Source organism: Caulobacter soli, assembly GCF_011045195.1.
Taxonomy (GTDB): domain Bacteria; phylum Pseudomonadota; class Alphaproteobacteria; order Caulobacterales; family Caulobacteraceae; genus Caulobacter; species Caulobacter soli.
Genome location: NZ_CP049199.1, coordinates 4,041,724 through 4,065,030, shown reverse-complemented (window position 1 = coordinate 4,065,030; position 23,307 = coordinate 4,041,724). Strand labels below are relative to the sequence as shown.

The following is a 23,307-nucleotide window of genomic DNA, read 5'->3' as shown; positions in this document are numbered from 1 at the left end:
GGAAGGCGTTTCGCCTTTCCGGTCGTGATGACGACTAGTGCGTAGGAGGCATCCACGTGCTGATCGCCACAACCTTTCAAGAGAGCTTCGCGGCCGAGCGCGAGCAGGCCGTGAAGGTGCGACGCTCGCGTTCGCGAGAGCGTTCGCGCGCCTATTCGCTCGGCGAAGCGCCCTCAGACATCGTCGATCGGGTCAGGCGTTTCGTGCTGGCCAACCTTGGGCTGAAGCCGCGGGCTTCGGCGATCGTCGGTGCGTTGGGGGTGAGCGAGAGCCGGTTGCGGCGAGCGGTGCTGGCGGCCACGGGGCTGACCCTGGGCGGGTTGGTGCTGGAGCTGAAGCTGCTTCAAGCCCGGTCGTGGCTATCGAGCAACCGGGAGTCCCGGTCGCAGGGCGAGATCGTCGCGGCGCTGGGGTTTGCGTCGGCGGCGTCGTTCAGCCGGGCCTATGGGCGTCGGTTTGGCGAGAGCATGACGGCGACGCGGCGCCGGGCGGTTTCGGGATCGGCGCCGCAACCTGCGTTGCAAGATAATGGTGATGCTCGTCTAGATGTAATGCCTTGTAAGTCTTTGTCAGTGCAAGGTTTGTAAAAATGACCAAGCTTTAAAATACTGTCACATGGTGACTGTAGAGATTTCGTCAGACGCTAATATTTATTGAGTCTAAGTATTCAATAAGTACAGGCGCTGCATAAGCTTGGATTGATGGCGAGGGTTCGCCGTCGGGGGATGTCTTCCTATGTCGAACGGGCGAGGAACGCGCGGCGCTGTGCTGCGCGCGTTGATGCTGGGCGCTGGCCTGAGCGCGCTGGGCGGGGTTGCGGCCCTGGCTCAGGAGGTGGGGTCTGCGCCGGCGGGTCCTGCGTCGGAGGCCTCGGCCCCGCGTCGCGTGGACATCAACGAGTACTATGTGGAGGGCAACACGGTGTTGTCCGATCCGCAGATCGAGGCGGCGGTGTATCCGTATCTGGGTCCGGACAAGACGCTGGACGATGTGGAGAAGGCGCGGGCGGCGCTGCAGAAGGTCTACGAGGCGCGGGGTCTGAAGACCGTGTTCGTGGAGATCCCGCAGCAGAACGTGGTCGGCGGGCGGGTGCGGCTGGCGGTCAGTGAGGCCAAAGTCGGCCAGGTGACGGTGACGGGGGCCAGGCATACCTCGGACAAGACGGTGACGGCGGCGTTGCCGTCGGCCGCTACTGGCGGCGTGCCGGATCTGAACAAGTTCAGCAGCGAGCTGGTGGCGCTCAACAGCCGCTCGGCCGACCGCCAGGTGACCCCGGAGCTGAAGGCGGGGGCCGCGCCGGGCACGGTCGACATCGCGCTCAATGTCGAGGACAAGCTGGCCCTGCACGGCGGGCTGGAGGTCTCCAACCGCTATAGCCAGAGCACCACCCAAAGCCGCCTGCAGGCCAACCTGCGCTATGACGACCTGTGGGGGCGGGGTCATTCGATCTCCGGCTTCTACGCGGTGGCCCCCGAGCGCCCCGACGACAGCGAGGTCTATGTCGCCTCCTACGGCCTGCCGCTCAGCCAAGCCCTGCGCCTGGACGTCACCGCCCTGAAGTCCAACAGCGACGTGGCCACGGTCGGCGACACCAATGTGCTGGGCGATGGCCAGTCGGTGACCGGGGTGTTCACCAGGACGCTGAGCGGCGGCCCCAGCGGCCTCTACCAGCGGCTGACCGCGTCGCTGGCCTGGAAGGACTTCAAGGAAGACACCCGCTTTGGCCAGGTCAGCTCCAAGGCGCCGATCACCTATTATCCGGTCAGCCTGGGCTGGGCGGGGACCCTGACGCGCGATCGCAGCCAGCTGGGCTTTGACCTGTCGACCACGTTCGCCCTGCGTAGCCTGGGCAGCAATCCCGACGACTTCGACTTCAAGCGCTACCGGGCCACCGGGGGCTTTGCCTATGTGCATGGCGGGATCAACGACCGGGTCGACCTGCCGCTGGGCCTGCAGCTCTACGGGAACCTGGAAGGCCAGCTGGCGTCCGAGCCGTTGATCTCCAACGAGCAGTTCGCCGCCGGCGGGGCAGGCTCGGTGCGGGGCTTCCTGCAGAGCGAGGCGATCGGCGACAACGGGCTGCTGGCTTCGGTGGAGCTGCGCTCGCCGGTCATCGCCCAGGGCGGGATGCTGGATGAGCTGCGGGCCCTGGCCTTCGTCGATGCGGCGCGAGTGTGGCTGATCGATCCGCTGCCCGAACAGCAGCGCCAGACGAGCCTCCTGGGCGTGGGCGTGGGCCTGCGGATCAAGCTGCTGGGCCGGGTGTCCGGGGACCTGGATGTCGCCAGCGCCTTTGACGACGCCGGCTCCACCAAGGTCGGCGACACCCGCATCCACGTTCGGCTTTCCACAGACTTCTAGCTTTCCAGGGCCTTGAGCCCAAGCCGCCCATGCGCGCGGCCTCCAAGACGACGAGGGGTAACACGATGAAGACCAAGACCAAGATGTTGGGCCTGGCCCTGGCGGTCGCCGCCGTGGGCGCGATCGCCACGCCGGCGGCGGCCTGGTGGCAGCCCGATTACGCCTACCGCACCAAGATCAACCTCAACGCCAGCGCCGCCGGGATCACCGGCGAGGTGGCCCGCGCCCCGGTGCTGATCCGCCTGCACACCGGCAACTTCAGCTTCGACGACGTCAAGGCCGACGGCTCGGACCTGCGGTTCGTGGCCGGCGATGACCGCACCCCGCTGGCCTTCCACATCGAGACCTGGAACCCCGCCGAGCAGCAGGCCCTGGTCTGGGTGGATGTCTCGGGCCTCAAGCCCGGGGCCCCGGCGGCGATCTACGCCTACTATGGGGCCAAGGAGAAGAAGGACCTGAAGGGCGGCGCCGACGTGGCCGGGACCTTCGGCCCCGACTACAGGCTGGTCTGGCACTTCGACGCGGCCGGCGCGCCCAAGGACGCCACGTCGAACGGTCTGAACGGTTCGGGCGCGGAGACCCGCGGCCCCGGCCTGATCGGCCAGGGCCTGACCCTGGATGGAACCGCCGGCGTGGCGATCCCAGCCGGCGCCTTCACCGGCGGCCCCGCCAGCGTCAGCTTCTGGGTCAAGCCGGCTTCCGACGGCCAGCTGCTGGCCCTGCCGGGTCTCTCCCTAGCCTCGGAGGCCGGCTCGCTGGTCGCGCAGGCCAATGGCGTCAAGAGCGCCGGGGCGGCCCTGCCGACCGGGACCTGGGCCCATGTCGCCCTGGTCAATGACGGGACCAGGACCAGCCTGTACCTCAACGGCCAGGCGGCCGGCGAGGTGGCCGGGGCCCTCTCGGCCGGTCCGGCCACCCTGGGCCAAGGCTTCACGGGTGAGATCGACGAGCTGCGCATCGCCGGCGCAGCCCTGCCGCAGGCGGCCTTCCAGCTGGCCGCGGCGTCGGAAGGCCAGGGCGCGCGCCTGGCGACCTTCGACACCGCCGAGCAGACCGACGGCGGCGGCCACAACTACTTCGGCATCCTGTTCAAGGCCCTGACCCCCGACGCCTGGGCGGTGATCTGCGTGCTGGCGGTGATGCTGGCCCTGGCGGTCTGGGTGATGATCTCCAAGGGCCTGATGCTGGCCCGGGTGGGCGGGGCCAACGACGACTTCCTGGACGCCTACGAGCGGGCCAGCGCCGCGCGCTCCGAACATGCGGGTCTCGTCGACCTGCCGGCCGGCGGTCGAGCCTCGACGCTCGCCACTCTCTACCGCATCGGCCAGCGGGAACTGGCCAAGCGCCTGGCCGAGGGCAAGGCCTCGGGATCGCGCTTTGCCCTGCGCGCCCAGTCGATCGCCTCGATCCGCTCGGCCCTGGATGCTGGGCAAGTGCGCGAGGCCCAGAAGCTCAACAAGTCCATGGTGCTGCTGACCATCGCCATCTCCGGCGGCCCGTTCATCGGTCTTCTGGGCACGGTGCTGGGGGTGATGATCACCTTCGCCAGCGTCGCGGCGGCCGGCGAGGTCAACATCAACGCCATCGCGCCCGGCATCGCCGCGGCTCTCTTGGCCACCGTCGCGGGTCTGGCCGTCGCGATCCCCAGCCTGTTTGGCTACAACTATCTCTTGAGCCGCATCGAGGAGATCGGCGCCGACAACCAGATCTTCGTCGACGAGCTGGAAAAGCGCATCGCCGAGACCTGGCAGGACGTCCCAGCCACCGCCATCCACGCGGCCGAGTAGGGGAGGGCGTCATGCAGATCCAAGGCAAGAAGCCCTATAACGAGATCAACATCACCCCGCTGGTCGACCTGACCTTCGTGCTGCTGATCATCTTCATCCTGCTGACCACGGCGGCGGTGCAGGGGATCAAGGTCGACCTGCCCAGCGCCTCGGCGGCCAAGGTGCTGGACGCCCCCAAGGCCCGGGTGATCGCGGTGGCCAATGACGGCACGGTGTCGATCGACGCCGTCCCCGTCTCGATGAGCGAGCTGGAAGGCCAGCTGCGCACCATCATCGCGTCAGCCCCCGACACCCCGATCATCCTGCGCGGCGACCGGGCCGTGCAGTACGACCAGATCATGCAGGTCCTGGACCTGTGCTCCAAGGTCGGGGTCGGCAGCCTGGGCATGGCCGCCACCCGGCCCCCCGGCGGGGCCTGACCATGGCCGCCAGCGCCTTCTATCTGGAGCCGCAGGAGCCTGAAGATGGCCCACGCCGTCGGCGCTCGGGTCTGAGCTTCGGGGCGGTCGTGGCCATCGCGGTCGCGGTCCTGGCCGCCCTGCTGGCCCTGACCCTGCTGCGCGGGGCCACGGTCAGCGAGCACCGCAGCGACATGAAGACCACCCGCGTGGTCCTGCCGCCGCCGCCGCCGGTTCCGCCGCCGCCGCCCAAGCCGGACGTCAAGCCGCCCGAGCCCAAGCCCACGCCCCTGGAGCAGCCCACCGACGCCCCGCCGCCGCCCAGCGCCCCGGCCCCGTCGGCCCCAGCAACGCCAGGCGCCGACGCCCTGACCGCCCGCGAGGGCGCGGGTCCGTCCAGCTACGGCCTGGCCATCGGCGATGGCTCCGGCTCACGCGGCGGCGGCAAGGTCGGCGGCTTTGGCGGGTTCAACCGCGCCGCCTACGCCAGCTATCTGGAAGGGGAGTTCCGCCGCGCCTGGGAGAGCGACAAGGCCCTGCGATCCTCGGCCCTGCGGGCCAAGGTGCGGGTGTGGATCGAGCCCTCCGGCAAGATCGCCCGCGTCGAGGTCGACGGCTCCGAGAGAGCTCAAGCCGTCCGCGACGCCCTGGTCGGCCGCACCGTGCGCGCCCCCGATCCGTCCGTGGCCATGCCCGTGGCCCTGTCCCTCGATATCCGCCGGGCCGGCTAGCCGGTCCGTCTCACCCTCATTCGTCACGTTCGGGCGCGCCTGCGTCCACCAAGGGGAAGCTCTTTCAATGTCCTCCACCACTCAAGCCGGCCGCATCTTGGCCCTGGCCCTGCTGAGCGCCACGGCCCTGTCGGGCCTGGCTTCGGCCGCCCATGCCCAGGATGCCGGGCCCTCGCAGAACGCCACCATCAACCTGATCCGCGCCCTGGTGAAGAAGAAGGTGCTGGGCGCGGCCGAGGCCGAGGCGATGATCGCCCAGGCGCAAGCCGAGGCGGCCCAGGCCCAGGCCGTGGCCCAGGCGGCCACCAGCGCCAACACCGCCGCGACGACCGCCCAGGCCAGCGCCGCCAGCGCCGTGGCCGCCGTCTCGCCCGCCTCGGCCCAGCCGGGCACCTCGGTGCGCTACGTGCCCCAGTTCGTGCGCGACCAGATCAAGGACGAGGTGCGCGCCGAAGTCCTGGCCGACGCCAAGACCCAAGGCCTGGTCGCCCCGGAAGCCGTTCCGGAGTGGGTGCGCGGGATCAAGATCACCGGCGACCTGCGCGGCCGCTACGAGGGCCGGTTCTTCGACAACGGCAACGCCCTGGACTTCGTCAACATCGGGGCGATCAACGCCGGCTCGCCCTACAACACCGATCCGGCCACCAACCCCTACAACCCCGCCATCCTCAACTCGCGCAAGGACCGCACCTATCTTCGCCTGCGCGCCCGGGTCGGCATCGAGGCGGCCATCGATCCGCAGGTCACCGCCTATATCCGCATCGCCACCGGCGCGCAGAACAACCCCGTCTCCACCAACCAGACCCTGGGCGGCTACTTCAGCGACAAGGACCTGTGGCTGGACCGCGCCTATGTCGACTATCGCCCGGTCGACGGCGCCCACGTCCTGGTCGGCCGCATGGCCAACCCCTTCCAGATGAGCGAGCTGGTCTGGGACGACGACGTCAACCTGGACGGCGTGGCCGGCAGCTATCAGCGCAAGATCGGCTCGGCGTTCAGCGCCTTCGCCACGGCCGGGGCCTTCCCGCTGGACTATGTCGCCGACGACGGCCCCAAGACCGCTCTGTCCTCGATCAAGACCGACAGCGACAAGGACAAGTGGATCTTCGCCGGCCAGGTCGGCGGGGCCTGGCAGGCTGCCGACACGATCAAGGCCAGTCTGGATGTGGCCTATTACGACTACACCGGCGTCACCGGCGCGCTGTCGCCGTCCTGCTCCAACATCGCCGACTACTGCCTGACCGACTATAGCCGCCCAGGCTTCGCCCAGCGCGGCAACACCCTGTTCGCCCTGCGCGACATCACCACCGTGGATCCGGCCAACACCGCCTCGCCGCAGTACTATGGCCTGGCCAGCAAGTTTAGGGTCCTGGCGGTGTCGGGGGCCATCGACTGGGCCCTGGCCGACGACCTGCAGCTGAGCCTGACCGCCCACTACGCCCAGAACCTGGCCTATGACCGCGCCGACATCCTGGCCCGCGGGTTCAATCCCAGCTCGGGTCTCAGCCAGATCGCCAACAACAACGAGACCTGCTCGGTGGAGCTCTCCGGCGGGGTCTGCCCGGCCGGCAAGGCGGTGTTCAAGTCCGGCGATGTCGCCTGGATGGTCAAGGCCGCCATTGGCGCCCCGGCGATCGAGGAGGGCGGCGACTGGCGCCTGGAGGCGGCCTACCGCCACATCGAGCCCGACGCCCTGCTGGACGCCTTCACCGACAGCGACTTCCACCTAGGGGGGACCAACGCCGAGGGCTGGAGCTTGGCCGGAACCTACGGCCTGCGCCACCACACCTCGGTCGGCGCGCGCTGGATGAGCGCCCAGGAGATCTCCGGTCCCCCGTTCAAGATCGACCTGATGCAGGTCGACCTGAACGTCAAGTTCTGAGGCCGACGTGGTCATGCGTCACTTACCCGCTTCCCCCTTGGGCGCGCATGACACCCCACGCTGGCCTCAGCGCGGGTCGGACCGTCGGGGCGTGAGAAACCCGCCCGGCCCGACCCGCGGCCACCGGGGTCACGGACCCCTTTTGACCTGGGCCTTGCCAGGCCTGCTGGCTCTGAGCCTGGGTCAGGCGGCCCAGGCTCAGAGCCAGCCCACCCCGGTCGACGGGGTGATCGTCTCCCCGCCGGCCAGGGCCGGGGCGGGGCCCGCCGCCTGCGCCCCGGCCGACTACGCCTGTCTCGGCGCGGCCCTCAAGGCCGCCGCCGCCCACGCCAGGCCCGCCGCCCCCGTCCCGCTAGGCGACGCCGTCTCGGCTGACGTCCCCACCCGCGTAGGAACCTTCAGCCAAGCCGCCGTCGCCCAGCGCCTGGGTCCCAATCTCGGCCGCGCCGCCACTCCCTGGCGGCCAACCTCGGCCACCAACGCCAGCCCCATCCTCGCGGGAAGGCCGACGCGATGACGTCGCGCGCCTTCCGCTCCGCCCAACGCACCCACACGCCCAACCGGGAACGTCCCATGTTCAAGTCCGCTTACTCGCGCCGCCTGCTGCTGGCCAGCGCCAGCCTGGTCACCCTGCTGGCCGCCCACCCGGCCGTCGCCCAGACCCTCGCGGGGATGCGCGGGACCACCGGTTCGGTCTCCGCCGGCGCTCCAGCCACTGGCGCCCCCGTCACCACCATCCCGCCCATGGCCCAACAGGCCCTGGCCCGCCAAACCGCGCTGAAGGCCCGCGTCGCCAACGCCCTGGATCTCTCCAACCAGGCCCAGTCCGCCGCCCGCGCCGCCGCCCTCGCAAAGCCGTCGACCATCCCCAACGGGTTGGGAGCGGGCGGGCTGGTCCCGGCCGGCGCCATCCGCATCGACCCGACCCTATGGCAGAACGCCAACCAGCCCACTCAGACGGTCGGCGCCGACGGCAGGACCACCGTCGAGATCGACCAGACCGCCGCCAAGGCCATCCTCACCTGGGACAGCTTCAATGTCGGCAAGGACACCACCGTCCACTTCGACCAGACGGCCGGCGCCCAGAAGGACGGCTCCAACGAGTGGGTCGTCCTCAACCGCATCAACGATCCCAACGCCAAGCCCTCCACCATCGCCGGCAAGATCACCGCCGAGGGCAGCGTCTACCTCATCAACCGAAACGGCGTGATCTTCAGCGGAACGGCCCAGGTCAACACCCACAGCCTGCTAGTCAGCTCGCTGGCGTTCTTCGGCGAAGACTCCAACGACCGCGCATCGATCGCCGCCAGCGATAAGCTGTTCCTGGAAAAGGGCCTTGCGGGTCCCGCGCTGTCGCCTTTGGACAACTACAAGTTTGGGTTGATGCTCGGCTCACCCGATACCGGTCCTGATGGTGTCGCGCCGCCAAGTAAGCCAATTACGATCGAGGCCGGAGCGCAGATCGAGACCGGGGAGGCGGGTTTCTCGCTGTTCGCCGCCCGCGAAATCAACAACGCCGGCAGCATCGTGGCCAACGGCGGTCAGGCGATCCTGGCGGCGGCCGGCGGCCTGCGGACCGATGGTCGTAACGTGGACAAGCTGACCGTGACCGGGGTGCTCGACAGCAAACCGAAATTGACCAACACCGGCGTGGTGGCGGCGCTGCGCGGCAGCGTGACGCTGCTGGGCAGCGATATTGTGCAGGGCGGGGTGGTGCTGGCCACTACCAGCATCCAGCAGCCCGGCGCGATCACCATGACCGCCCAAAAAGCGGCCGGTACCTCTAACCCGGGTCTAAGCGACTCGACGATCACCTTCGCCCCGGGATCGCTGACGGCGATCCTGCCGGACGCCAAGGGCGGGACGACCACGTCCAGCGCCGCGGCCGACGCGGCGTTCAAGCCCGGCGCCGCCACGATCAACGCTAGCCGCGGCACCGTCTGGTTCCAGCAGGACTCCACGCTCTACATGCCGGGCGCCACCTTGAACGTCACGGCGCCCAACATCGACAATCTGACCGACGCCCATGGGGACGGCGTGCACGGCCGGGTCATGATCGACCATGGCGTTGTGCTGGACGTGTCGGGCCTGGCCGACGTGCAGCACGCCATGTCGGACAACCTGGTCACCATCCCGCGCGTCGGCCAGAACGAGTTGGCCGACAGCCCGCTGCAGCGCGACGGCATCCTCTACAGGAGCCCGTTCACCGTCGATGGTCGCGACAGCGGCACGCGCGACGACGGCCTGTCCTGGGTCGGCTCACCCGTGGTGGGGGCGGGGGGCTACGCCCAGAATCAGCCGCGGACCGTCAACGACATGCTGGTCAACGGCGGGACGATCAACCTGGCGGCGTCGGGTGACCTGATCATCGCGAGCGGCGCGTCTCTGAACGTGGACGGCGGCTTCCTGCACTACCTGGGCGGCCGGGTGCAGACCAGCCGACTGATCGGGACCGACGGGCGGGTCTACAGCGCGTCCACTGCCGATCCGATGATGACCTATGTGGGCTTCGCCGGCGCCACCGAGGTGGAGCACAGTCGCTGGGGCGTCACCGACCGGTTCGCCAACAGCCTGATGAACGGCGGCTACGAAAGCGACTATGTCGAGGGCGGGAACGGCGGCACGCTGGCGATGTTCAGCGGCGGGACCACCATCCTGAACGGCGCGATCAGTGGGCGGACGATCATCGGTCGCCACCAGATCGCCGACGGCGATCTGCCCAAGGGCGCCACCCTGGACCTGGGCAACCTTAAACTGGCCCAGATCGCTTTCTCCGACCAGCTGAGCAGCAGCGCCATCTCCTCCTACGGACAGGGTTATCTGCTGACGAAGGACGGTTTCTCGCTGGAGGCGCTGGGGCCGGACTTCACGATCGATACGTCGATCCGCACGCCGGAGATGCTGGCCAAGGCGATCGACGATCCGACCAACATCTTGCACATCAGCGGCATATCGACCGACATCATCAACGCCGGCGCCTTTACCAATGTGCTGGTGAGCGGGATCAACAATCCGATCACCCTGGCGCGGGACGCCGCGATCACCGTCCAGCCGGGCGGCACGATCAGCCTCAGCGGCGCGGGCCTGACCGTACTGGGCGACCTGACGGCGCCCGGCGGCCACATCAACCTGACGTCCACGGGCCAGATCAACCGCTTCCTGCTGGCGATTCCGGCTAACGCCGTTACGGGCGATCGGCTGAAGCGCAAGCCAGGCGACATCGTGATCGGCGCCGACGCCAAGCTCAGCGCCGCTGGCCAATGGGTCAACGACACCGGGGTCTTTGATGGCCTGGGTCATAACTTCATCGACGGCGGCGACATTTCCATCCAGGCGACCGCCGTGACTGGCAACGACGTCTTTCTGTCTCCGGCTTTTGGCGTCATGATTCAGTATGAGCTGTCGGGTGGCGCGACCTACGATCTGACCGGCGCGGTGACCCTTGAGAAGGGCAGCGTGATCGACGTGTCGAGCGGCGGCTACGTCGGCACGACGGGAAAATTGTTGATGAAGGGCGGCGCGCCGGCGGGGCAGGGCGGCGACATCACGATCGCGACCTATGCCCGTCTCCCCGCTTCGGCCGCGTCTTCGCCGCCGTCTTTCGTGGTCTATGGTTTTGGCGGCGTTCAACCGACCCACGGCAAGGTCGAGCTGGGCGCGACCTTGCTGGGCTACGGCTTCTCCGGCGGCGGCACGCTGTCGATCCAGGCGCCGGCGATCCAGATCGGCGGCGACGCGGCGAACGTGCCGGACTATGGACTCTACCTGCCCGCCGACTATTTCGAAGGCCAGGGGTTCGGCGCTTACAAGATCTCCGCGTCGTATGACGCGACCATTGCGGCCGGGACCACGGTGCGGGTCAGCCAGCGCAACTTCCTGCCCGACTACGCCGCGCTGCTGCATGCTCCGACCGGCGCCAATCTCTACGCGACCGACGCCGCCCATCCGCAGGGGCTCTATGCCAGCCTCGGCGTGACGGACGCCTACGACCGCCAACCGACCGACTTCTCGCTGCGGGCGGGCGACTATCTGCAGTGGCAGGGCAGCCTCACTAGCAACCTGCCCTTCGCGCCCAGCTATTCGGGGGTGACCGGCACGGCGCTGGTCGAGGCCGGGGCCTCGATCGTCGCCGACGCAGGCGCCGACATCCGGATCGCCTCGCCGGGGCACGTCACGGTGCTGGGCGACATCACCGCCCATGGCGGATCAATCACGCTGGACAAGGAACAGTCGGCCTTTTCATTCTCCGACCCTTACTATCACGACCATGGCGTCTGGTTGGGCGCGGACGCGACGCTGGACGTCTCGGGCGTGGCGCTGACCGATCCGCTGGTCAAGCCGGCGCGCGGTCCGGACGGCCTGTTCATGCCGCGCAACGGGCGGGTGCTGGATGGCGGTTCGGTGTCGCTGACCGCGATCAACGGCTATGTCGTCGCCGAGACGGGAGCCGTCATCGACGTTTCGGGCGCCAGCGCCACGTTTGATCTGCGGCGGGATGGCGTCCGCTACTTGCCGACCTCGGTGTGGAGCGACGCGGGCGCGATCACTCTGGGCGCCACCAACGGCCTGCTGTTCGACGGCGCGCTGGTCGCCCATGGCGGGGCGGACCGGGGGCGGGGCGGCATGCTGACCCTGGCGCAACTGACCGGGTTCGTCGGTGGCGGCGGCGAAAACTACCTCTCGGCCGATGCGATCCTGCTGCAGGCTCACGGCGACATGGTTCCGGTCGGCGCCGTGGCGGGCGGTGTGCTCAACGCGGGCCACACCATGCGTTTCGCCGTCGACCGGTTGGACGGATCGGGGATCGACACGCTGGTGCTCGGCTCCGATCCCACCAGCGACGGCGGCCCGGGGTTCACCGCGCCGCCATTGACCTTGGCCTTCGCGGGTGACGTGAACCTGACTCTGGACCGGGCGATCCTGGCCAACGCGCGCGACTATGTGCTGCTGCCGGACGGCGCCACGACGGTTCCCGCGTCGAGCGCGACGCCGGCCGCCACCGACACCCACGTCTCGATCACCGCGCCTTATGTGGCGCTCGGGGGCGAGTTCAGTTCGCGAGGCGGAGCCTATGCGCCGAGGGCGACACCGGGCGGCGGCGTGCTGGACGTGCGCGCGGGCATGATCGACCTGACGGGGCGGTTCAACATCCGCAACGTCCAGACCACCCGCTTCGTCGCGGACGGCGACATCCGACTCTATACGCCGGCGGGCTATGCCCTGCTCAATTCCCAATTCCTGCCGGGGACGCTGGTCACCGGCGGCGACCTGATCTTCCAGGCCGCGCAGATCTATCCGGCGACCGGCAACGCCTTCGTGCTGTCGGCGCCAAACGCGGGGGCGAGCATCACCTTCCTGGGCAATGGCAAGGCGGCGGCTCCGCCGCTGTCGGTCGGCGGCGCCTTGCTGGTCGACGCCGAGACCATCGTCCAGGACGGCGTGATCCGCGCCCCGTCGGGGACGATCCAACTGGGCGTCGGCGATCCGACCGACGCCGACACGATCAAGGCGTTCGGCGGCCTGCCGCTGGTGCGTACCCGTTCGGCGACCCTGGGCGACGGCAGCCTGACCTCGGTGTCGCTCGACGGCCGGGCGCTGCCCTATGGCACGACCACCGACGGCACCGATTGGCGGATCGCCATCGGCGATCTGCTCTACGCCTCGCCCAACCTCGCCGGCGCGCCGTCCAAGTTCATCGGCATCGCCGGCGACGACGTCAACCTCGCCAAAGGCGCGACGGTGGACCTGTCGGGCGGCGGCGATCTCTACGCCCAAGAGTTCGTGCCGGGCACGGGCGGCTCGCGCGATCTGCTCAACGCCGTCAACACGGTCTATTCGACCGGCGCGACGCCGCAGCAGGTCCCGCTCTACGCCGACGGTCGGCCGGTCTATGCGGTGATCCCCGGCTACGCCCCGCCGATCGCCGCCTACGATCCCAGCTTCGGGTCCACCGGCTCGGAGGTCGGCAAGTCGGTTTACCTATCGGGCGTCAAGGGCTTGCCGGACGGGGTCTACACCCTGCTGCCGGGCCAGTATGCCACCGTGCCCGGCGCGTTCCGGGTGGTGCAGCAGACTCAGACCAGCGACAGTGTCTCCGGCGACAACGTCACCCAGCGCGACGGCGGCCAGATCGTCTCGGGCCGGTTCGTCGACGGGATCAGCGGCAAGAGCGACGCGCGGACCACCAGCTTCCTGGTCCAATCGGCCGAGGTCTGGAAACAATACAGCGAATACACCGTCACCCATGCCGACGACTACTTTCCGGCCATGGCCGCCCATGATGGCGGCGTGGCCGGGCGCACCCCGGCCGACGCCGGACGCCTGGCGTTGGCGGCGGTCAGTTCGCTGATCCTTGACGGGCAGTTGAAGGCGAGCGCGGCGGCCAAGGGCCGCGGCGCGGCCGTCGACATCAGCGCCCAAGACATCCAAATTCTCGGCGGATCGGGCCAGGCCCGCGACGGCTACCTGCAGGTCGACGCCACGGCGCTGTCTCGGCTGGGCGCCGAAAGCCTGCTGATCGGCGGCACGCGCACCGATAGCCGCGACGGCACGGTGATCAAGGCCACGGCTGGCAGTGTTGTGCTGTCCAACGACGCCGGCTCGGCCCTGACCGGCCCGGAGATCATCCTGGTCACCCGGGCCGACGCGACCAATCCCAATGCCGCCACCGGACTGCTGATCGAGGACGGCAGCGTGCTTTCAGCCAAGGGCGCGATCGCCGTGGCCGACACCACGCCGCTGTTGATCGGCGCCAAGGGCGGTGCGACCGGCGACGGGGCCCTGGTCCGTGTCTCAAACGGCGGCGCGGTTCCGGTGATCCGCGCCAACGTGCCGGGTCTGGACGGCGTGGCGGGAACCTCGGCCGGCCTGCTCGACATCCGGGGCGGGGCAAGGATAGACGGCGGGGCCTCGACGATCTTGGACTCGACCGGCGACCTGCTGGTGGCCCCCGGCGCGGTGTTCACCGGCAAGGCGGTGGACATCAACGCCAACACCGTGGCCTTCGTCGGAGCCGGGTCGAGCGCCACGCCTGGAGGGTTGGTGGTCGACGCGGCGCTGCTGGGCAGGTTCGCCAACATCGCCGCTCTGGGTCTGCACAGCCGCTCGACCATGGGCTTCTATGGCGACGTGACCCTGGCCACCGGTCAGGATCTGACGCTGGGGGCGGGGGCGTTCGCCAGCGACGGCGGCTCGGTGACCATCACCGCCCCCAAGCTGACCCTGGTCAACGACATCGCCGGCGACCTGACGTTCGCCTCGGGTTCCGGGGCGCTGACGCTCGAGGCTGGTGAGCTTGACCTCGGTGTCGGGGCCAAGACTCTGCAAGGCTTTGGCGCCGTCACCGCCACGGCCAGCCAAGGCGTTGTCGGCCAGGGCAAGGGAAGCTTCGACTTCGGTAGCCTGGACGTGACGATAACCGCCCCAGTGTTCACCGCCGACAGCGGCGCCGACAGCGCCGTCGTGACCACCGGCCTGCTGACCCTGGCGGCCGGGGCGGGCCAGGCCATCGACCGCACCAGCTTCGGCGGGGCGCTGAGCTTCACTGGCGGGGAGTTGGTCGACACCGCGCTGATCATCGCGCCGGCCGGCAAGGTCACGCTGCGCGCGACGTCGGGCGACCTGATCCTTGGCGACGGCGCGGTAGTGCGGGCCGCGGGCGTGGCCAAGCCGTTCCGTGACGTGACGGCCTACGCTGCGGGCGGGGACATCGCGTTGAGCGCCGACCAGGGCGGCGTCGTGTTGGCCCAGGGCGCGCTGCTCGACGTCTCCGGCGCGGCCGGCGGCGGCGACGCCGGCGGGCTGACGATCTCGGCGCCGACCAAGAGCGCCGACCTGAGCGGCGTGATCAAGGGCGGAGCGGCCAAGGGCTATCGCGGCGGCTCGTTCGGCCTGGACGTCGGCGGGGCGGTCGACCTGGACACCCTGGCCGTGACCCTGGCCTCCAGCGGCGTCAACCAGCAGATCGCGGTGCACAGCCGCGCGGGCGACCTGACGCTCTCGGCTGGCGCGACCCTGGTCGCTCGGAGCGTGGCCCTGACGGCCGACGCCGACGGCGGCGTAGTTCGCGTCGCTGGGACGATCGACGCCTCCGGTCCGGCCGGCGGGGCGATCGCGCTCAGCGGCAAGGGCGGTGTGGCGTTGAGCGGTTCGCTGATCGCCACCGGGTCCGACCCTGCGCAACGCGGGGGCACGGTGCGGCTGGCCACCAGCGGGATCGCCAGCGGCGCGCTCGATCCGACCTACGGCTATGAGCTGGTCGACGCGGCCGGCTCGGGCGTGATCACCATCGCCAACGGCGCGCTGATCGACGTCTCGGGCGGCCTGGCCGGCGGTCTGTCGGGCGGCACGGTGGCGATCCGCGCCCCGCTGCTGGTCGGCGGCGACGTCAATGTCGTCATCGACGGCGGCGCGACGATCCGTGGCGCGCGCGACGTCGGTCTGGAGGCCTATGCGGTGTGGAGCACCGCCGACGCCCAGCCCGACAAGACCAAGTATTTCGACGGGATCATCGATCCTGCCGGCTGGTACGAATCCGCCGGTCAGATGGTGGCTGGAAGCTGGACGGACCTGGATGGCGTGGCCCTGCCACCGCCGACCGATGCGGCCCAGCTCAAGGACTATCTGGCGAAATATGTCTTCACGCCCACCACGGCCAACACCGATCACCAGACCTTCTACGGCTATGTCGATGGCGACGAGGACGCGGCCGTTCCGGGTACGCTGATGGGCTTCATCCGCAATCCCGGCTTCAGCTTCGAAGGCCGGTTCGCAAGCATCGCCAACTTCCACGCTCGACCGGGTGTGGAGCTGCGCAACCCGGATCCGACGATCAACGGCGGCGACGTCCGGGTGCTGACGCCGTGGAATCTCGGGGCCGGGACCGATCCGACGACGCTGGCCTATCGCTACGGGACCGAAGCGGCGCTGCTGACCATCCGGGCTTCGGGCGACGTGGACGTCCGCGCCAGCCTCTCCGACGGCTTCTGGCAGTATGCCGTGGCCACCGGCGCCGGCGGCGAGGTCCCCACCTCTGATCTTGCAACCGTGGATCCGGTGTGGACGACGCTTCAGAACGACGTCATCAACAATGTCGGCGACACCAGCTACCTGTTCGGGCCGGCGACCGGTCTGGTCGGTGATCCGGTGGCCATCGCGCAATACTATGGCCTCTACCAGCAGTATCTGGATTTCCAGAACAGCCCGAACGACTTTACGGGCACCGCAGCCACCGGCATGGGCTACGCCGCCCTGTTCCTCTTCGGAATCGGCCCGCCCGATCCTTCCAATCCGCCGCCGCCTCCACCGGTCACGGCGAACGACTATCCGGCCTATGTCAGGGCCTATGGCCCGTACCTGGCCAAGATCATAAGCGACATATTCACCGCGGGCACAGCGATTCCCAGCGACTTCCTGCCACTGCAGGCGCCGCCGACCACGCTCGACATCATCTCGGCGGCGGCGCCCGTCGCCAATGGGCCTTCGCCACAGCGAACCAAGGCTAATCCGCTGCCCCTGGCCAGCGCGACGCTAGCGGGCGGCGCCAGCACGTCCTACCGACTGGTGGCCGGCGCCGACATGGACGGCGTTGATCCGCTGGCGGTCGAGGCCGCCGGCTTGCGCGGCGACGTGGCGGTCGACGGCCACCTCAGCTGGGTCAACGGCGGCGGCACGGTCACGTCCGGCACGATGATCCGCACCGGAACCGGCGCCATCGACATCGCCGCGGCCGGTGACGTGGCGCTACGTGACACGATCGCGCCGGGCACGATCTATACCGCCGGCCGGCCGGTCGCGGGCATGGACCCCGATCAAGCGCTTTCCGTCCTCAACACCAGCCTCATCGGCGTCCCGACGCTAGTCACCGGCGAGGTCCACCCGGAGGCCGGCGGCGACGTCACGATCCGCGCGGGCGGCGACATCGCCGGCGCCCAGCAGGTGTACGACAGCAACGGGCGCTACGCCGCGCAGTTCTGGTGGCCGTGGCTTGAGACGGGCAACCCGCTGGACGATCTCTTCTTCGCCAAGGCGTCGTCGATCAATTTCGGGGCGTTCGGCCAAGGGGTGATGAGCGTTGGCGGCAATGTCGCGGTGACGGCGGGCGGCGACATCCGCGAACTGTCGGTCTCGCTGCCCACCACCTGGTACAAGACCACCGACGGGGCCGGCGTCCAGACCGTGACCTATGTCGGCGGCGGCAATCTCTCGGTCGAGGCCGCGGGTGACATCCTGGGCGGCGCCTATTTCGTCTCCAAGGGCGAGGGGCGGATCACCGCCGGTGGCGCGATCGGATCGGCCTTCACCCTGACCAACCTGGGCGCCTCTTCACCGGTCTCGACCCTGCTGGCGCTGCAGGACGCCGTCCTGACCGTCTCGGCGCGTGGCGCGGCGGATATCGGCGGCATCTACAACCCTTCCTGGCTCGATCTTCCTGAAAGCGCCGATGGCAGCCGGATGTTCTCCGACGGCCAGAGCTACAGCGCGCGCTCGAGCCTCAACCTGTCCTCGACGTCCGGCGACGCTCGCATCGACACCCTGCGCATGCCCCACACCCTGTTTGGCTATGGTTCTCCGGTGATCAGCGAGAGCATCGACAGCGTCGACAACGCCAAGAACGGCAGGTTGCTGCCGGCTTCGCTGGCGGTCACGGCGTTCAACGGTGATCTCTATGTCGGCGGCCCGGGCGAGCTCTATCCGTCCGCGACGGGCGACCTGCGGCTGCTGGCCAACGGTGGGATCCGGTTTGTGAACGACATTTCAGGCCAACTGAGCCTGGCGGCGCAATTTGGCATGTCCGACGCGCCGAGCTCTTACCTGCCGTCGCCGCTCAATCCGCCAGGCTACGAGTCCATCTGGAACTCGATCGATGGCTCAGGGTCCCGCTTCGACGTCCATGAGGCTGGCCTTCACTCGCGGGATTACCAGCCAATTCGTATCTACGCCCTGACGGGCGACATCGTCGACGGAGCGATCGCCGCCAGCGGACCGTTTGTCGGCTTCAGCACCAACGGGATGACGATCGTCGCAGCCAAGCCAGCGCAGATCTTCGCTGGCGGCGACATCGTCAATCTCAGCTTCCAGGGGCAGAACCTTTACGCCAGCGACGTGACCAGCATCGTCGCGGGCAGGGATATCGTGAACACGCCCTTGTCGAGCTCGCCGATCGGGGGCGCCTCGAACGTGTCCGTGCCGCTAATCGAGGTTGGCGGTCCGGGCTTCTTCGACATCGAGGCGGGCCGCGACATCGGCCCGCTTGTCGGCAACAAGCCCAACGGCGGCATCCGGTCCGTGGGTGACCTCTACAACGCTTGGGTCGGGCGCAGCGGGGCCGATATCTCGGTGCTGTTTGGCACCGGCCCGGGCGTGGCGTGGGACGCGTTCGCCGCAGCCTATCTCGATCCGGACGCGGCGAGCGACGACGTGCCGTCGTTCACCCCGGACCTGATCGCCGCCGTCTCGCAGTATCAGGCCGACCAGGACAGGCGCGGCGGCGGTGCGGGCGTTCGTCCGGACCTGACCGCTGACCAGGCCTGGGCCGCCTTCCAGACCCTGCCGCAGGTTCAACGCCAGGCGCTGATCGAGAAGGCGTTCTTCAAGGTGCTGGCCGTCACCGGCGCCGACTACAACAACCCCGACAGCCCCAATTTCAACAAGTACGCTCGGGGCTATCAGGCCATCGAGACCCTGTTCCCTTCGGCGTTGGGTTACACCAAGAACAACCTTGAAGGCGGGACGAACGGCGCGGCCACCCTGGTCTCGACGGGCAATCTGGATATCCGAGGCTCGACGATCCAGACCCAGCAGGGCGGCAATATCGACATCATGGGGCCGGGCGGCCGGATCCTGGTCGGCTCGACGGCGTCACCGCCTTACTTAGTCGACAGCGCCGGCAAGGTGCTGGTTGGCCCGCAGGCCCTGGGCGTCCTGGCCTGGGAGGCAGGCGAGGTGAATATCTTCTCCGACCGCTCGCTGCTGCTGGCCCAGAGCCGGATCTTCACCGAGCGCGGCGGCGACATGACGATCTGGTCGTCGAATGGCGACGTCAACGCCGGCAAGGGGGCCAAGACCTCGACCGAGCAGGCGCCGCTCCGCTTTGTCTGCACACCGGACTTCTTCTGTCGGGTGGACGCGGGCGCGGCGGTGTCGGGAGCCGGCATCGCGGCCTTCGCCGCAGCCGCGGGCGATCCGTCTCCGACGGTCACGCTGGTCGCGCCACGCGGCACGGTGGACGCCGGCGACGCCGGTATCCGCGTGGCGGGCAACCTGATCGTCGCGGCCCAATACGTGGCCAATGCCGACAACATCCAGGTGGAGGGCGCGGCGATCGGCGTGCCGACCAACGCGGTGGACGTTGGCGGCAATCTAGATGCCTCAAGCGCGGCGGCCAGTGCTGTCCAGGAGGTCGCTGAGGCGATGCAGCAAAGTCGCCGCAACGATCGTCCGTCGACTATCACGGTGTCGGTCATCGGGTTCGGTCTCGGCGCCGATGCCTGTGATCCGTCCACCAACGACGCCTGCCCGGCGAACTGAGCGCCGGGTCCTGAAGCTGAAGTAACGGAGATTTGCGTGACTGATCTCGCCAGGCAGCCCTTGCCGCTGTTCTACCAGGACCCCCAGCCGCTGAACGCGCTGGTCCACGGGGCCCTACGCCTGAAGGACGGCGATTATGGTTTCGCCGCCCAGACCAACGCCGCGCCGCTGACCCTGGTGGAGTTTGCCTCGGCGGCTCGGGGCTATCCGGTGGTGTTCTCGCAAGGCGAGACGCCGTTCCCCATGGCCATCCTGGGCCTGGGCGCGGACAACCGCTTCGTCGCCGAGGGGCGCTGGGCCGAGGGGATGTATGCGCCCGCCTATGTGCGCCGGTATCCGTTCGTGTTCATCGAGGCCGGTGGCGACAACCTGGTTCTGGGGATCGACATGGCGTCCGACCGGATCGTCGTGGGCGGGGAGGGCGGGGCTGCCCTGTTCGAGGACGGCAAGCCCTCGGCGCTGACCGAGGGCGCCATGGCCTTCTGCGGTGAGTTCCATGCCCAGCACCTGCAGGCCCGAGCCTTCGGCGCGGCCCTGGTCGAGCACGACCTGCTGATCGCCCAGCAGGCCGACGCCCGCCCGGCCGGCGGCCAGCCCCTGAGCCTAGGCGGCTTTCAGGTCGTCGACCCGGCCCGGTTCGCGGCCTTGCCCGACGAGGTGGTGCTGGACTGGCACCGCAAGGGCTGGCTGGCCCTGGTGCATTTCCACCTGGCCTCGCTGGAGCGCTTCACCGACCTGCTGGCGCGCGAGAGCGGCGCGGCGGCCGTCGCCGCGCTATCAAAAGTCTCCGCCAAACCCCGACCGGCGATGGCCAAATCCGTCGCGCCCAAGACCGAGGATGCGTAAAGTCATGATCCGCCAATCCCTGCTCGTCGCCCTGCTGTGCGCCAGCGCAGCGGCGCCGGCCCTGGCCCAGGCTCCCGCCGCCCAGCCGCTGGGCGGCAACCCTGTTCCCGGCGTGTGCCTGCTGTCGCGCGAGGCGATCTTCGCCAACGCCAAGGTCGGGGCGGCCGCCTCCGCGCGCCTGCAGCAGCTGACCCAGGACGCCCAGGCCGAGGTTGAGACCGACCGCAAGGCGCTGGACGTCGACCTGAAGGCCTATCAGGCCGAGCAGGCCAAGCTGACGCCGGCTCAGCGCCAGGCCAAGGAGCAGGCCCTGGCGCCGCGCGTCCAGGCCATGCAGGCCAAGGCCCAGCAGCGCTCGCGCGAGATCGAGGCCACCCGCGAGAAAGCCCTGGCCCAGATCTCCACCGCCGCCCAGCCAGTGATCGCCCAGGCCTACAAGGCCAAGGGCTGCGGCCTGTTGGTCGACCGCAACTCGGTGCTCGGCGGCAACCTGGCCAACGACTTGACCGCCGACGTGGTCAAGGGCCTGGATGCGACGATGACCACCATCAGCTTCAATCGCGAGGTCCTGCCGGCCGCGCCGCAAGCCGCGACCCGCTAGAGGCTATTACTGTGCGCAGACTTTTGGCCTCCCTCGCCGCGGTCGTCGGCCTCTCGCCCGCGACGCCCACCCTGGCGGGGCCGGTGTCGCCTCAGGCCGCGCCCGCCGCCTGGGTGGCCTATGCCGGTCTGGTCAATCAGGCGATCACCGATCAACTCGGCAGGTCAGACCCGGCCGCCGTGCGGCTGCGCGACTATCTGGACCAGATCTCCAGACCGGCGGCTGACAGCCGCCTGCAACTGCCGCTGTTGGTCTGGATCGATCGCCAGGGCGTGATCAGCAAGGTCGATTTCGCGCTCTTCGCCCATCCCGAGCCCAACGCCGACCTGCAGGCCCTGCTGGTGGGCCACCGTCTGTCGCAAGCGCCGCCCAAGGGCATGCTGCTGCCTGTCCGCCTATCAATCGGGCTGGAGCCGGCGCCCGAGAGCAAGACTACTGCGCCGGGGAAGTCTTTCTAGAACGTCCGGAATTCGGCCTAACGCCAGCGTTCTCTAGTGCCGAATCTTGGTCAGAGATGAATTGTCTTAGAGTTAATCCCAATGTTCGGCAGCTAGCTCTGTGAGTGCCGCCGTTTGACTGTGAATATTCTCGCTTGAGGCCGAGGGAAAAAGGCAGGCTTTCATGCCTGATCGTCGATGGGCATGCCCTCAAATGGGCGGGCGTGGATGCCTGTGGTTGAGAGTGGAATGGTTGTGCAGCAGGATGATGTTGCTGCTCGACAGCTCCAGGGCCCGCCGCATCACCTCGCGCGGATAGACCGGAGCGTGGTCGACGGTGCCGTGGTTCATCACTTCGTCGGCGATCAGCTGGTTCTTGTTGTCCAGGAACAGCACGCGGAACTGCTCGCGCGGCTCGTTGGCCAGGGCGACGCGGACATAGCCCAGCAGCGCCGTCCAGGACGAGATCACCGGCCGCTTGGCGATCTTGTCGCGACCGGCCCGCAGGGCGGCTTCGTGCAGCAGTTTCAGATCGACCGCCGCGCTCTCGCCGACGCCCGGCACGGTCTTCAGCTCCTCGATCGAGGCCGAGATCGTCGCCCCGAACGAGCCGAACCGGGCCAGCAGCGCCTTGGCCATCGGCTTGACGTCGCCGCGCGCGAAGGTGCGGAAGAGGTAGAGCTCCAGCAACTCGTAGTCGGGCAGGGCGGAAAGACCCCCGGCCTTGGCCCGGTCGCGCAGCCGCTCGCGGTGGCCCAGCTGATGCGCGGCGGGCGGCGAGGCCTCCGCCACGCCGGGCGTCGCCTTGAGTGATCGACCGCTGACCATCGCGCCCCCGCAGTGCGAGAGCGGATTAGGTCAGATCAATTGAAGGTTGTCCAGTCTCAGCCGCCCAGGATCGCCGGCTGGAACAGGCCGGTCGGCGAGGCGGTGAACACCTCGTAGCCGTCTTCCGTCACGCCGATCGAGTGTTCGCACTGGGCCGACAGCGACTTGTCGCGGGTCACGGCCGTCCAGCCGTCGCCCAGCACCTTCACGGCTGGCTTGCCCAGGTTCACCATCGGCTCGACGGTGAAGAACATGCCCGGCTTCAGCACCGCGCCCTGGCCGGGGCGGCCGAAGTGCAGGATGTTGGGGGCGTCATGGAACACCTTGCCCAGGCCGTGGCCGCAGAAGTCGCGCACCACGCTGCAGCGCTGGGCCTCGACATACGACTGGATGGCGTAGCCGATGTCGCCCAGGGTCGCGCCCGGCTTCACCGCGTCCAGGCCGCGCTTCATGCCCTCGTAGGTGATCTCGACCAGGCGGCGGGCGCGGGGGCCCACCTCGCCGACGCCATACATCCGCGAGGTATCGCCGTGCCAGCCGTCGACGATCACGGTCACGTCGATATTGACGATGTCGCCCTCGCGCAGCGCCCACTCGCCGGGGATGCCGTGGCAGACCACGTGGTTGCGCGAGATGCAGACCGTCTTGGGATAACCGCGATAGAACAGGCAGGCCGGCAGGGCGCCGTGGTCGAGGATGAACTCGCGGGCCAGAGTGTCCAGGTGGTCGGACGACACGCCTGGCACGACGTGCGGGATCAACATGTCCAGGCACTCGGCCGCCAGCTTGCCGGCGCGGCGCATGCCCTCGAAGTCGGCGGGCTTGTGGATCTTGATCGCGCCGGTGCGGGTCTCGGCTTCGATCTCGGCCGTGTCTTCAAGGGTCATGGTGGTTCTATCTCAAACGGG

Annotated in this window: 13 protein-coding genes; 11 read left to right on the top strand and 2 right to left on the bottom strand. The window is 68.9% G+C overall.

Annotated features, from left to right (window positions below; genetic code table 11):
- Positions 1-56 precede the first annotated feature (56 nt).
- The 11 genes from G3M62_RS19010 to G3M62_RS18960 all read left to right on the top strand — a co-directional run bounded on the left by G3M62_RS19010 (position 57) and on the right by G3M62_RS18960 (position 21,592).
- The gene (locus tag G3M62_RS19010; RefSeq protein ID WP_165189851.1) at positions 57-587 is read left to right on the top strand and encodes a helix-turn-helix domain-containing protein; all 531 of its coding nucleotides are present in this window, start codon (positions 57-59) and stop codon (positions 585-587) included.
- A gap of 178 nt (positions 588-765) precedes the next feature.
- Complete coding sequence (locus tag G3M62_RS19005) at positions 766-2,361, top strand: ShlB/FhaC/HecB family hemolysin secretion/activation protein (RefSeq protein ID WP_165189849.1); 1,596 nt, start codon at positions 766-768, stop codon at positions 2,359-2,361.
- Between the two features lie 65 nt (positions 2,362-2,426).
- On the top strand, positions 2,427-4,148 hold the full coding sequence (locus G3M62_RS19000; protein ID WP_165189847.1) for a DUF2341 domain-containing protein: 1,722 nt from the start codon (positions 2,427-2,429) through the stop codon (positions 4,146-4,148).
- An 11-nt stretch (positions 4,149-4,159) separates the two neighbouring features.
- Positions 4,160-4,567, top strand: a complete 408-nt coding sequence (locus G3M62_RS18995) for an ExbD/TolR family protein (RefSeq protein WP_165189845.1) — start codon at positions 4,160-4,162, stop codon at positions 4,565-4,567.
- A gap of 2 nt (positions 4,568-4,569) precedes the next feature.
- The gene (locus G3M62_RS18990) at positions 4,570-5,277 is read left to right on the top strand and encodes a TonB-dependent receptor (RefSeq protein WP_165189843.1); all 708 of its coding nucleotides are present in this window, start codon (positions 4,570-4,572) and stop codon (positions 5,275-5,277) included.
- Positions 5,278-5,344: 67 nt separating this feature from the next.
- Entirely contained in the window at positions 5,345-7,159 is a 1,815-nt protein-coding gene (locus G3M62_RS18985) for a putative porin (protein WP_165189841.1), read from the top strand.
- A 142-nt stretch (positions 7,160-7,301) separates the two neighbouring features.
- Positions 7,302-7,676, top strand: a complete 375-nt coding sequence (locus G3M62_RS18980) for a hypothetical protein (protein WP_165189839.1) — start codon at positions 7,302-7,304, stop codon at positions 7,674-7,676.
- 56 nt (positions 7,677-7,732) lie between these two features.
- Positions 7,733-19,687: a filamentous haemagglutinin family protein gene (locus tag G3M62_RS18975; protein WP_165189837.1), complete on the top strand. Its 11,955-nt coding sequence runs from the start codon at positions 7,733-7,735 to the stop codon at positions 19,685-19,687.
- A 36-nt stretch (positions 19,688-19,723) separates the two neighbouring features.
- Positions 19,724-20,533 carry a SapC family protein gene (locus G3M62_RS18970; protein WP_165189835.1) on the top strand — a complete coding sequence of 270 codons (810 nt, stop codon included), beginning with the start codon at positions 19,724-19,726 and terminating at the stop codon, positions 20,531-20,533.
- 4 nt (positions 20,534-20,537) lie between these two features.
- Positions 20,538-21,134 carry an OmpH/Skp family outer membrane protein gene (locus G3M62_RS18965; RefSeq protein WP_165189833.1) on the top strand — a complete coding sequence of 199 codons (597 nt, stop codon included), beginning with the start codon at positions 20,538-20,540 and terminating at the stop codon, positions 21,132-21,134.
- A gap of 11 nt (positions 21,135-21,145) precedes the next feature.
- The gene (locus G3M62_RS18960) at positions 21,146-21,592 is read left to right on the top strand and encodes a hypothetical protein (RefSeq protein WP_165189831.1); all 447 of its coding nucleotides are present in this window, start codon (positions 21,146-21,148) and stop codon (positions 21,590-21,592) included.
- Between the two features lie 189 nt (positions 21,593-21,781).
- On the opposite strand, the gene G3M62_RS18955 is transcribed toward G3M62_RS18960, so the two are convergent.
- Entirely contained in the window at positions 21,782-22,399 is a 618-nt protein-coding gene (locus G3M62_RS18955; protein ID WP_165189829.1) for a JAB domain-containing protein, read from the bottom strand.
- Between the two features lie 56 nt (positions 22,400-22,455).
- Complete coding sequence (gene map, locus G3M62_RS18950) at positions 22,456-23,286, bottom strand: type I methionyl aminopeptidase (RefSeq protein ID WP_165189827.1); 831 nt, start codon at positions 23,284-23,286, stop codon at positions 22,456-22,458.
- Between the last annotated feature and the right edge of the window lie 21 nt (positions 23,287-23,307).